General features: G+C 69.8%; 9 protein-coding genes. 5 read left to right on the top strand and 4 right to left on the bottom strand.

The window, feature by feature from the left end; genetic code table 11:
* Position 1: 1 nt before the first annotated feature.
* Both ABD374_RS22690 and ABD374_RS22685 read right to left on the bottom strand, forming a co-directional pair.
* Positions 2-775, bottom strand: a complete 774-nt coding sequence (locus tag ABD374_RS22690; protein ID WP_344497439.1) for a metal ABC transporter ATP-binding protein — start codon at positions 773-775, stop codon at positions 2-4.
* A 53-nt stretch (positions 776-828) separates the two neighbouring features.
* Positions 829-1836, bottom strand: coding sequence for a metal ABC transporter substrate-binding protein (locus tag ABD374_RS22685; protein ID WP_344497438.1), 1008 nt, complete (start codon positions 1834-1836; stop codon positions 829-831).
* A 156-nt stretch (positions 1837-1992) separates the two neighbouring features.
* Here ABD374_RS22685 and ABD374_RS22680 point away from each other — a divergent pair, with 156 nt between their 5' ends.
* Positions 1993-3378: a glycine--tRNA ligase gene (locus ABD374_RS22680; RefSeq protein ID WP_344497437.1), complete on the top strand. Its 1386-nt coding sequence runs from the start codon at positions 1993-1995 to the stop codon at positions 3376-3378.
* 244 nt (positions 3379-3622) lie between these two features.
* Positions 3623-3844, top strand: coding sequence for a DUF6243 family protein (locus ABD374_RS22675; protein ID WP_344497436.1), 222 nt, complete (start codon positions 3623-3625; stop codon positions 3842-3844).
* Between the two features lie 73 nt (positions 3845-3917).
* On the opposite strand, the gene ABD374_RS22670 is transcribed toward ABD374_RS22675, so the two are convergent.
* The gene (locus tag ABD374_RS22670) at positions 3918-5372 is read right to left on the bottom strand and encodes an MFS transporter (RefSeq protein WP_344497435.1); all 1455 of its coding nucleotides are present in this window, start codon (positions 5370-5372) and stop codon (positions 3918-3920) included.
* A gap of 52 nt (positions 5373-5424) precedes the next feature.
* On the opposite strand from ABD374_RS22670, the gene dusB reads away from it, so the two are divergent.
* The 3 genes from dusB to ABD374_RS22655 all read left to right on the top strand — a co-directional run bounded on the left by dusB (position 5425) and on the right by ABD374_RS22655 (position 11215).
* Positions 5425-6573: a tRNA dihydrouridine synthase DusB gene (dusB, locus tag ABD374_RS22665; protein ID WP_344497434.1), complete on the top strand. Its 1149-nt coding sequence runs from the start codon at positions 5425-5427 to the stop codon at positions 6571-6573.
* Positions 6574-6950: 377 nt separating this feature from the next.
* A complete protein-coding gene (gene ppdK / locus ABD374_RS22660) occupies positions 6951-9692 on the top strand; it encodes a pyruvate, phosphate dikinase (protein ID WP_344497433.1) in 2742 nt (913 codons plus the stop codon).
* A 506-nt stretch (positions 9693-10198) separates the two neighbouring features.
* Positions 10199-11215, top strand: coding sequence for an ArsR/SmtB family transcription factor (locus tag ABD374_RS22655; protein ID WP_344497432.1), 1017 nt, complete (start codon positions 10199-10201; stop codon positions 11213-11215).
* A gap of 48 nt (positions 11216-11263) precedes the next feature.
* On the opposite strand, the gene ABD374_RS22650 is transcribed toward ABD374_RS22655, so the two are convergent.
* A complete protein-coding gene (locus ABD374_RS22650) occupies positions 11264-12421 on the bottom strand; it encodes an alkaline phosphatase PhoX (protein ID WP_344497431.1) in 1158 nt (385 codons plus the stop codon).
* Positions 12422-12458: the final 37 nt, after the last annotated feature.

Raw genomic sequence — 12458 nt, 5'->3', positions numbered from 1 at the left:
GTCAGGTCAGCAGTCCTGTGCGGACGGGCTCGGAAGCCGCGTGCGGGTGTACGTGGTCGTGGCCGGGCAGCGCGTGCTGGCCCAGGGACTCCGGGGGCGGACCGTCGTGCGTGACGCAGCCGTCGCGCAGGACCACCGCGCGGTCGATCAGCGGCTCCAGCGCACCGAGTTCGTGCAGGACGAGCAGCACGGTCGTACCGGCCACCACCTGCTCGCGCAGGGTCGACGCGAGGATCTCCTGGCTGGCCAGGTCCACGCCCGCCATCGGCTCGTCCATGATCAGCAGTTCCGGCTCGGCGGCGAGGGCCCGCGCGATGAGCACGCGCTGGTGCTGGCCGCCGGAGAGGGCGTTCACGGAGTCCTTGGCGCGGTCCGCGAGCCCGACGAGCTCGATGGCGCGGTGCACGGCGGCGCGGTCGGCCTTCGAGGGCCAGCGCAGCTTCGCGCGGGAGAGGCGGCCGGAGGAGACGACCTCGTACACGGTCGCGGGAACGCCGCTCGCGGCCGTGGTGCGCTGCGGTACGTACCCGACGCGCGCCCAGTCGCGGAAGCGGCGCAGCGGCGTACCGAAGAGGTCGACGGCGCCGCCGGTGAGCGGCACCTGGCCGATCACGGAACGCACGGCCGTCGACTTGCCGGAGCCGTTGGCGCCGAGCAGGGAGACGACCTCACCGCGGTGCACGGCGAGGTCGACGCCGCGCAGCACGGGGCGGGAGCCGAGCGTGGCCGTGGCGCCGCGCAGGGATATGACGGGCTGCTCTGGCTCTGGCTTCATGGCTCGCGCCTCCGATACTGCGGGTGATGCCGGGTGGTGGGAGGAGGCCTGCTTCACTTCGCGCCGAGGGCCTTCTCCAGCGCGGCGAGGTTGGACTCCATGACCTCGGTGTAGTCAGCGCCCTTGGACTTGTCCGTGATTCCCTCCAGCGGGTCCAGCACGTCGGTCCTGAGGCCGGCGTCGCCCGCGAGGGTCCTGGCGGTCTTGTCACTGGCGAGCGTCTCGAAGAAGACCGTGGTGACCTCGTCCTGCTCGGCGGTCTTCTGGAGGTCCTTCATGCGGGACAGGCTGGGCTCGGAGTCGGGGTCGAGGCCGCTGATGCCCTCCTGCTTGAGGTCGTAGCGCTCGGCGAGGTAGCCGAAGGCGGCGTGGGTGGTGATGAAGGTCCTGGTGTCGGTGTTCTTCAGGCCCTTCTCGAACTTCGCGTGCAGGCCGTCGAGCTTGCCGACCAGGGCGGCGGTGTTCTTCTCGTACGCGGCGGCGTTGTCGGGGTCGGCCTTCTCCAGGGCCTTGCCGACGCCCTCGGCGACCTCGGAGTACTTCACGGGGTCCAGCCAGACATGGGGGTCGCCGGCGGCGCCGGCGTGGTCGTGCCCGTCTTCGGCGGCGTGCTCGTCGGCGTGCTCCTCGCCCTCGTGCTCCTTGCCCTCGTGCTCGTCGTGGCCGGCCTCGGTGCCGTGCTCTTCGAGGTGGGTGAGGCCGGCGGCGTCGACGGTGTTCTTCACACCGGACTGCGCGACGGCCTCGTCGACGGCGGGCTGGAGGCCCTTGAGGTAGAGGATGAAGTCGGCTTCGCCGAGCCCGGCGGTCTGCTTCGGGCTGAGCTCCAGGTCGTGCGGCTCCACGCCGGGCTTCGTCAGGGTCGACACGGCGACGTGCTCGCCGCCTATCTCCTCGGCCAGGTACTGCAGGGGATAGAACGACGCCACCACGTCGAGCTTGCCGTTGCCGTCCTTGTCGGCGGCGCCGGAGGAGGAAGAGCAGGCGCTCACGGCCATCAGGCCGAGGGCGACGGCTCCGGCGGTCGCGGCGGTGGGTATGAGGCGTCGTCGTACGTTCATGACACCCATTTTCAACAAAACTGGAAACGATTGTCAATAATGTCGGGTGTGATCCGGGCCCGGCTCCCTTACCGGGACACCGATTTGATCCGAGGGGTGTGAGCGCCGGTAATCTGAATCATTCGCGTTCGTCGTCGTCGTAATGAAGAGAGCACCGTGGCCGCCGACAAGATCGACACCATCGTCAGCCTGAGCAAGCGCCGTGGCTTCGTCTACCCGTGCAGTGAGATCTACGGCGGCTCCCGGGCCGCCTGGGACTACGGACCGCTGGGTGTCGAACTCAAGGAGAACATCAAGCGCCAGTGGTGGCGCTCCATGGTCGTCGCGCGCGAGGACGTGGTCGGTCTCGACTCCTCCGTGATCCTGGCGCCCGAGGTCTGGGAGGCGTCCGGTCACGTCGCGACGTTCTCCGACCCGCTCACCGAGTGCACCGCCTGCCACAAGCGGCACCGCGCGGACCACCTGATCGAGGCGTACGAGGCCAAGCACAACGGCCGCGCCCCCGAGAACGGCCTGGCCGACGTCAACTGCCCGAACTGCGGCACCAAGGGCCAGTTCACCGAGCCCAAGCAGTTCTCCGGCATGCTGGAGACGCACCTCGGCCCGACCCAGGACACCGGCTCCCGCGCCTTCCTGCGTCCCGAGACCGCGCAGGGCATCTTCACCAACTTCGCCCAGGTGCAGCAGACGTCGCGCAAGAAGCCGCCGTTCGGCATCGCGCAGATGGGCAAGTCCTTCCGGAACGAGATCACTCCGGGCAACTTCATCTTCCGCACGCGCGAGTTCGAGCAGATGGAGATGGAGTTCTTCGTCAAGCCGGGCGAGGACGAGCAGTGGCAGGAATACTGGATGGAGCAGCGCTGGAGCTGGTACCGCGAGCTTGGTCTCCGTGAGGAGAACATGCGCTGGTTCGAGCACCCGGCGGAGAAGCTCTCGCACTACTCGAAGCGCACCGCCGACATCGAGTACCGCTTCAACTTCGGCGGCAGCGAGTTCTCCGAGCTGGAGGGTGTGGCCAACCGCACCGACTTCGACCTCAAGGCCCACTCCAAGGCCTCGGGCCAGGATCTGTCGTTCTTCGACCAGGAGGCCGGCGAGCGCTGGACCCCGTACGTCATCGAGCCGGCGGCCGGCGTGAACCGCGCCATGCTCGCCTTCATGCTCGACGCGTACATCGAGGACGAGGCCCCGAACGCCAAGGGCGTCATGGAGAAGCGCACCGTGATGCGCCTCGACCCGCGCCTGGCCCCGGTCAAGGTGGCCGTGCTGCCGCTGTCGCGCAACCCGCAGCTGTCGCCGAAGGCCAAGGGTCTGGCGACCGACCTGCGCAAGAACTGGAACATCGAGTTCGACGACGCGGGCGCCATCGGCCGCCGCTACCGCCGCCAGGACGAGATCGGTACGCCGTTCTGCGTGACCGTCGACTTCGACACCCTCGACGACAACGCGGTGACGGTGCGCGAGCGCGACACCATGAAGCAGGAGCGCGTCTCGCTGGACCAGATCCAGTCCTACCTGGGCGGCCGCCTCCTCGGCTGCTGACCTGCTGACGCCGTCCGGACGTACGCGTACGTCCCCGAGACCCCGGTTCCGCACGGCGGAGCCGGGGTCTTCGCGTTCACCGGCCGGGGCCGGGCGGCGGAAAATCTGGTGACCGGCGGCGCCGCGGCCCGGTACCCTCACAAGCATGTTCTTCCAGATCTACGAGTGAGCGCGCGGCGGATCGCACGTCCGCCCCCCACCCGACGAATCCGCAGATCACTTCTCATCACTTCGGGAGAACCCCGTGGCAAAGAGCCGCAACAACCTTCTCGGCGTAGGCGGGCAGCGCAAGAGGATGTCCCGCGCCGAACTCGCGGACAACGGCCCCACGCGCAACGCCGACCGCAGGACGGCCGCCGAGCAGAAGGACGAGCTGCTGCGCAAGATGCGCGAGCGCACCGCCGGGGAAGAGGGCGAAGACGGCGGCGAGGCGACCGCGGAGGGCGCCCAGGACGCCCAGGGCTGACCTGTTTTCCGGCACAGCAGTGGGCCCGGGCCGCGTACGGCGGTCCGGGCCCACGCCTGTGCCCGGCCCGTCCTCAGCGCACCGCGCCCGCCGGGTCCCGGCCGGTCCCGGCCCCCTCCAGCCGGGCCGCCGTCCGCCGCGCCGTCCTCAGCGCCCACGGCCCGCTGGTCAGCGCCCCCACCAGCAGTACGCACAGTCCGCAGCCGGTGAGGATCCACCAGGCCGGCCTGCTCGCCGCCACGAAGGTGTCGTCGTACGACCGTCCGTGCACCCCGGCCGCGAGCACCGCGCCGATCACGGCGACGCCCAGCGTCGTGCCGACCTGCCTGCTGGTCGAGGCGACCGCGGCGGCGACGCCCGCCTGGGCGCGCGGCATCCCGGACACGGCGGTGTTGGTGATCGGCGCGTTCACCATGCCGAAGCCCAGGCCGAAGAGGACGTAACCGGTGAACAGCAGGGGCGTGGACGTCTCCGCCTCGAAGGCGGCGAACAGCACCCCGCTCGCCGCCATCGCGACCCCGGCCACCAGGAGCGGCAGCCGTGGTCCGCGGCTGCCGACGAGCCTTCCCGAGAGCGGTGCGCAGACGAACGTCAGGGCCGCCATGGGGAGCATGCAGAGGCCGGCGCGCAGGGCGGAGAACCCGCGTACGTCCTGGAGGTACAGGGTGTTGATGAAGAGGAAGCCGCCGAGTGCGGCGAACGCGCACACGGCGATCACCGTCGCGCCGCTGAACGGCGCGCTCCGGAAGAACCGCAGGTCGATCAGCGGCTCCGTCCGCCGCGGTTCGTACACGAGGAGCCCCACGAGGGACAGCGCGGCCGTTCCCGCGAACGTCAGGATGAGCGGCGACGTCCAGCCCGCGAGGGGCGCCTCGATGATCGCGTACGTGAGCGACCCGAGCAGCGCGACGACCAGCAGCTGCCCGACGGGATCGAGGCGGCGCGCCTTCGGGGCGCGCGACTCGGGTACGTACCGGGCGGTCAGCAGCAGCGCGGCGAGCCCGACCGGCAGGTTGACCCAGAAGATCGCCCGCCAGCCGACCGAGTCCACCAGCACTCCGCCGACCAGCGGGCCCGCGGCCATCGAGATGCCCACCACCCCGCCCCACACCCCGATCGCGCGGGCCCGCTCACGCGGTTCGGTGAAGGTGTTGGTGATGATCGACATCGCGACGGGATTGAGCATCGAGCCGCCGACGGCCTGCACCATGCGGAAGGCGACGAGCGATTCGAGGTCCGGCGCGAGGGAGCAGAGCAGCGACCCGAGCGTGAAGAGCACGAGCCCGGCCTTGAAGACCTTGCGCCGCCCGATCCGGTCGGCGGTGGAGCCGGCGAGCATCAGCAGTGAGGCGAGGACGAGCGTGTACGCGTCGACCGTCCACTGCATTCCGGCGACCGACGCGCCCAGTTCCCTCCGCATGGAAGGGAGGGCGACATTGAGTGCGGTGTTGTCGAGGCTGACGATCAGCAGGCTCATGCAGCAGATCGCCAGCACCAGCGACCGCCGCCGGTGGCTGAGCTCGGGCATGAGTCGATAGTACGGCTCACTAATGACTCTCGTCGTACGGGACAATGGGGCCATGACGACCGCCCTTCCCCTGTCTCCCCCGTTGTCCATCGGCCCGCACTCCGTGCAGCCGCCGGTGGTGCTCGCCCCCATGGCCGGCATCACCAACGCCCCCTTCCGCACCTTGTGCCGCGAGTTCTCCGGTGGCAAGGGGCTGTTCGTGAGCGAGATGATCACGACGAGGGCGCTGGTCGAGCGCAACGAGAAGACCATGCAGCTGATCCACTTCGACGCGACCGAGACCCCTCGGTCCATTCAGCTGTACGGGGTGGATCCGGTCACCGTCGGCAAGGCGGTCCGCATGATCGTGGGCGAGGACCTGGCCGATCACATCGACCTGAACTTCGGCTGCCCGGTGCCGAAGGTGACGCGCAAGGGCGGCGGCTCGGCGCTTCCGTACAAGCGGCCGCTGCTGCGGGCGATCCTGGGCGAGGCGGTCTCCAACGCCGGGGACCTGCCGGTCACGATGAAGATGCGCAAGGGCATCGACGACGACCACATCACCTTCCTGGACGCCGGCCGCATCGCGGTCGAGGAGGGCGTGACGGCGATCGCGCTGCACGGGCGGACCGCCGCCCAGCACTACGGCGGTACGGCCGACTGGGACGCCATCGCGCGCCTCAAGGAGCACGTGCCGGAGATCCCGGTGCTCGGGAACGGCGACATCTGGTCGGCGGACGACGCGCTGCGGATGATGCGCGAGACCGGCTGCGACGGCGTGGTCGTCGGGCGCGGCTGCCTGGGGCGGCCGTGGCTGTTCGGTGACCTGGTCGCCGGGTTCGAGGGCACGGACGCGTACGCGGCTCCGACGCTGCGCGAGGTCGCCGCGGTGATGCGCAGGCACGCGGAGCTGCTCGGCGAGTGGATCGGGGACGAGGCACGCGGGGTCATTGACTTCCGTAAGCACGTCGCCTGGTACCTCAAGGGGTTCTCGGTCGGTTCGGAGATGCGCAAGAAGCTTGCGATCTCCTCATCCCTGGATGAAATGGACGCTCACTTGAGCGAGCTCAATCTGGACCAGCCGTGGCCCGAGGGGGCGGACGGGCCGCGGGGCCGTTCGTCCGGCAATGGGCGGGTTGTCCTGCCGGATGGCTGGCTGAAGGACCCGTACGACTGCTCGGGCGTGAGCGCGGAGGCCGAGCTGGACACGTCCGGAGGCTGAGATCCGGGTCTCGTCCGGGTCTCATCTGTGACGTGATTCTCGCCACGCCTGATGCGCTCATTGCTCAGATGAGCACATCAGGCGGGGCTGCACCTCTCAAAAGGTGGCACTGGGTGCCACCTTCTTTTGTTTTAATCGATCACATCATCCGGCACTCTCCGTTACCGGTATGGGAGAAGTTCGATGCGCTGCGTGTTGATGTGTAAAACACTTGAACGTAAGGACTGATCGGCCCTGGAGCGCTGATCACTTTCGATCTGCTGGCGGACGAGTGGTTAAGGCCGCATGACAGTCAGGTGGACGTACCCAGGCACCTTCGATCTGGGTATGTTCCTCGCCGTCAGGGCAGCCACCGCGTCCTCGAGGAGTCGAGACCCGTGTCGGAAAACAAAGAACCCCAGGTAGCCAGCGAGCCCCAGGGGCAGAAGTTCGTTTATGACTTCACCGAGGGCAACAGGAACCTCAAGGACCTCCTGGGTGGCAAGGGCGCCAACCTCGCCGAGATGACCAACCTCGGGCTGCCGGTTCCTCCCGGCTTCACCATCACCACCGAGGCCTGCAAGGTCTACCTGGACAGCGGCGAGGCGCCGGACGCCCTGCGCGACGAGGTCAGCGCGCACCTCGAAGCCCTTGAGCAGAAGATGGGCAAGAAGCTCGGCCAGGCCGACAACCCGCTGCTCGTCTCCGTCCGCTCGGGCGCCAAGTTCTCCATGCCCGGCATGATGGACACCGTCCTGAACATCGGGCTCTCCGACAAGTCGGTCACCGGCCTCGCCCAGCAGGCCGGCGGCGACGAGCGCTTCGCGTGGGACTCGTACCGCCGTCTCATCCAGATGTTCGGCAAGACCGTCCTCGGCGTCGACGGCGAGCTCTTCGAAGAGGCGCTGGAGCAGGCGAAGGCCGCCAAGAAGGTCACGGTCGACACCGACCTGGAGGCCGCCGACCTCAAGAAGCTGGTCCGGAAGTTCAAGAAGATCGTCTCCGAGCAGGCCGGACGCGACTTCCCGCAGGACCCGCGCGAGCAGATGGACCTCGCCATAAACGCGGTCTTCGACTCGTGGAACACCGACCGCGCCAAGCTCTACCGCCGCCAGGAGCGCATCCCCGGCGACCTCGGCACGGCCGTCAACGTGTGTTCCATGGTCTTCGGCAACCTCGGCCCCGACTCCGGCACCGGCGTCGCCTTCACCCGCGACCCCGCCAGCGGCCACCAGGGCGTGTACGGCGACTACCTGCAGAACGCGCAGGGCGAGGACGTCGTCGCCGGCATCCGCAACACCGTGCCGCTCGCCGACCTCGAGCGCATCGACAAGGCGTCGTACGACCAGCTCATGCAGATCATGGAGACGCTGGAGACCCACTACAAGGATCTCTGCGACATCGAGTTCACGATCGAGCGCGGCCAGCTGTGGATGCTCCAGACCCGCGTCGGCAAGCGCACCGCCGGCGCCGCCTTCCGCATCGCCACCCAGCTCGTCGACCAGGGCCTCATCGACGAGGCCGAGGCGCTCCAGCGCGTCAACGGCGCCCAGCTCGCGCAGCTGATGTTCCCGCGCTTCGACGAGGAGGCGAAGACCGAGAAGCTCGGCCGCGGCATCGCCGCCTCCCCGGGCGCCGCGGTCGGCAAGGCCGTCTTCGACTCGTACACGGCCGTCAAGTGGTCGCGTTCCGGCGAGAAGGTCATCCTCATCCGCCGTGAGACCAACCCGGACGACCTCGACGGCATGATCGCCGCCGAAGGCATCCTGACCTCGCGCGGCGGCAAGACCTCGCACGCCGCCGTCGTCGCCCGCGGCATGGGCAAGACCTGTGTCTGCGGCGCCGAGGAGATCGAGGTCGACACCAAGCGCCGCCGGATGACGGCCCCGGGCGGGATCGTCGTCGAGGAGGGCGACGTCGTCTCCATCGACGGCTCCACCGGCAAGGTGTACCTCGGTGAGGTCCCCGTCGTGCCGTCGCCGGTCGTCGAGTACTTCGAGGGCCGCATGCACGCGGGCGCCGACGACGCCGACGAGCTGGTCGCCGCCGTGCACCGGATCATGGCGTACGCCGACCGCGTCCGCCGCCTGCGGGTACGCGCCAACGCCGACAACGCCGAGGACGCCCTGCGGGCCCGCCGCTTCGGCGCCCAGGGCATCGGCCTGTGCCGCACCGAGCACATGTTCCTCGGCGAGCGCCGCGGGCTCGTCGAGCGGCTGATCCTGGCCGACACGGACGACGAGCGCGAGGAGGCGCTGGGCGCGCTCCTGCCGCTCCAGAAGGCCGACTTCATCGAGCTGTTCGAGTCGATGGACGGACTGCCGGTGACGGTGCGGCTGCTGGACCCGCCGCTGCACGAGTTCCTCCCCGACATCACCGAGCTGTCGGTGCGCGTCGCCCTCGCCGAGTCCCGCAAGGACGCGAACGAGAACGACCTGCGCCTCCTCCAGGCCGTCCACAAGCTGCACGAGCAGAACCCGATGCTGGGTCTGCGCGGTGTACGTCTGGGTCTGGTCATCCCGGGTCTGTTCGCGATGCAGGTCCGCGCCATCGCCGAGGCGGCCGCCCACCGCAAGAACGCCAAGGGCGACCCGCGCGCGGAGATCATGATTCCGCTCGTCGGCACGGTCCAGGAGCTGGAGATCGTCCGCGAGGAGGCCGACCAGGTCATCGCCGAGGTCGAGGCCGCCACCGGCACGAAGCTGAAGCTGACCATCGGCACGATGATCGAGCTGCCGCGCGCCGCGCTGACCGCCGGCCAGATCGCCGAGGCCGCGCAGTTCTTCTCCTTCGGTACGAACGACCTCACCCAGACCGTGTGGGGCTTCTCCCGCGACGACGTCGAGGCGAGCTTCTTCACGGCGTACCTGGAGAAGGGCATCTTCGGGGTCTCCCCGTTCGAGACGATCGACCGGGACGGCGTCGGCGCGCTGGTGCGCTCCGCCGTCGAGGCCGGGCGCGCCACGCGCCCCGACCTGAAGCTCGGCGTCTGCGGCGAGCACGGCGGTGACCCGGAGTCGGTGCACTTCTTCCACGAGGTGGGCCTGGACTACGTCTCCTGCTCGCCCTTCCGGATCCCGGTGGCGCGCCTGGAGGCGGGCCGCGCGGCGGCGCAGTCCACGGGCAGCGACTCGCGCTAGCGGGACCACCGGGGCCGCCGTCGGTTCACCCCCAACCCTCGAACGAACCGGCAACGGCTCCGGCGCAACAAAGAAGCGGCGGCACCTCGTGCGGAGGTGCCGCCGCTCTGTTGTGCCGCCGCTCTGCTGTGCCGGCGACGGGAAGTGCCGACGACGGGAAGTTCAGGAAACAACAGAAAGCAACAGCAGTTGAATTCCGCCATTCTCTGCTGAAATCAAGGCAGGATGCGGTCGCCGGATCCCCACCCGCCGACCGCATCCTGATACCTCGCCGGACACCGAACCGCTACCTTCGCCAACCGCCGCCAGACCCGGCGAAGCCCCCCACGGCCTTCGCTGTGCCTTTCCGGTGACTCCGGTGTCGTGCCCGACGGGGAACAGCATTTCGTTCGGCACAGGGTGTGCGCGATGCGTTTCAACTGTGGCCGAAAGGTCGTGGTGACGGCGTGTGATGGCATGCATACTCGACTGCGGGGGCGATTGCGGATGCAACAGATGGGACTTCGGTGCTGCGTGTTCATTTCTCCGGTGTTGACTTGTCGAGGGTTCGGCTGTCCGACCGGCCGGACGCGTTATGGGAAACAGTCCTCAGTTTTCACAGATTAAGAGACCGGCGTGGTGCCAAGGTGTTCGGAGAATGGCGCCGGGAATCGCGGACTCGGTTGAATGGTGAAACACGACTGCTGGCGTCGGTGATACCGAACAGGGGTTATTTCCCGGATTTCCTGACCCCCCGTGAGGGCGTGCGCGGCATGGACGCGGGACTCGAGGCGCTACGGGCCACCGCCTCCGACCGGCTGCGCGCCGAACTGGTCCTGCTGGCCGCCTCGCACCGGCCGGACCGTACGGCTCCGCCGGGCCGTGCGGCATTGGCGCGGCACGGCGTCGCCCCGCTCACCGGGCGCCGGGGCGACGTCCTCGGCCGGCTCGCCGGAGCCCTGCGCGGCTACCACCGCGCCGCCGTGGAGCCGTACTGGCCGCACATCCGGGCCCGTGTCGAAGCCGACCGGGCGGCCCGGGGCCGCGCCCTGCTCGACGGCGGCGCGGACGAACTCCTCGCCTCGCTCCCGCCGATGCTGCGCTGGCGTCCGCCGGTCCTGGAGGCCGACTATCCGGTCGACCGGGACCTGTATCTGCGCGGCCGGGGCCTGCTGCTCCAGCCCTCGTTCTTCTGCCGCGGCACCCCGGTCGTCTACCGCGACCCGAACCTGCCGCCCGTCCTGGTCTACCCGGTGACCCACGCCGAGGCCCCGGCCCCTTCGGACGACCCGGGCCCGCCCCTGGGCCGCCTGGTCGGCCAGACCCGTTCGGCGGTCCTCGCGGCCATCGGCGGCGGCTGTACGACGAGCGAACTCGCCCGCAGGGCCGGGGTGTCGCTCGCCTCGGCGAGCCAGCACGCGTGCGTACTGCGCGAGGCGGGCCTCGTCGTGACCCTGCGCCACGGGAACGCGGTCCTGCACACCCTGACGCCACTGGGCGCCGCCCTCCTGCGGGGCGGCGCCACGGCGGAAGCGCTGCGGTGACGCGGGCGCGGGCCGGCCGCACGGGGGCGGCCGGCCCGTCCCGGGCCGTCAGCTGCGGAAGGGGCCCGTCACCTCGTACGTGATGCCGCCCGAGGAACTGCCGCTCGTGCCGCGCTGGCTGGAGAAGTACAGGCGCTTGCCGTCCGGCGAGAACGCCGGGCCCGTGATCTCGGAACCCGACTGCCCGTCGATCCGCAGGAAGGGCGCGACGACGTCGTCGGGGGTGATCACGCAGATCTCCATGGTGCCGCCGTCCTCCGCGACGAACAGGTCGCCGGAGGACGTGCCGGTGACGTTGTCGACGCCCGTCAGCGGGGCGGTGCCGCTCACCAGCGAGTCGTCGTAGGCGAGCTCGATGGTCTGCGCCGCCGCGTTGTACTGCCAGACGCGGTTGTCGCCCTTGGTGGTGAACCAGCACGTGTCGTCGGCGTAGTAGCAGCCCTCGCCGCCCGTGAAGCGCTTGGCGCCCGAGACCTGGTTGCGGGTGGCGGTCGTGGCGCCGCTCGGGTCCGGGACGGTGGCCCAGGTGACCGGTCCGGACGTACCCGAACCCATCTTCAGGACTTCGAGCCTGCCCGCCGACAGGTCGCCCCAGGTGGTGGGCGTGAAGCGGTAGAAGCAGCCGTCGGTGACGTCCTCGGTGAGGTAGATCGTCCTGCGTACGGGGTCGGCCGCGGCGGCCTCGTGCTTGAAGCGGCCCATCGCGTCGCGGCGTACGGCGGCCTTCACGCCCCACGGGTCGGTCTCGTAGACGTACCCGCGATCGACCTCCTCGCAGGACAGCCAGGTGTTCCACGGGGTCTTGCCGCCCGCGCAGTTCTGGCGGGTGGAGGAGAGGATCCGGTACGCACCGGTGATCGCGCCCGTCGAGGAGAAGCGGATCGCGCCCGCGCCGCCGGAGGGGTTGATCTCGGAGTTGGAGACGTAGATCCAGCCGGTGCCGTCCGCGTAGCAGGCGCCGCCGTCCGGCGCGTTGTGCCAGGTGTACGCGGTGGAGCCGACCTTCTGGCCGGAGCGGGCGACGACCCGGCCGGTGAAGCCGGACGGCAGGCGCAGGCCGTTGGCGTCGGGGGAGCCGAGCGCCCCGTAGGGGCCGGTGCCGGGCTGCGCGGGGGCGGCGTACGCGGCGCCGCGCCAGAGGGTGCCGCCGAAGGCGGTGACGGAGGTGCCGATGACAGCGCCGCGCAGGAAGCTACGACGTTCCATGTGTCACTCCAGGGTGGGGTGGTACCGGGACTGTGAC

Source organism: Streptomyces enissocaesilis (assembly GCF_039533765.1).
In the GTDB taxonomy this organism is placed as follows: domain Bacteria; phylum Actinomycetota; class Actinomycetes; order Streptomycetales; family Streptomycetaceae; genus Streptomyces; species Streptomyces enissocaesilis.
This window is presented reverse-complemented; position numbering and strand designations above follow the sequence as displayed.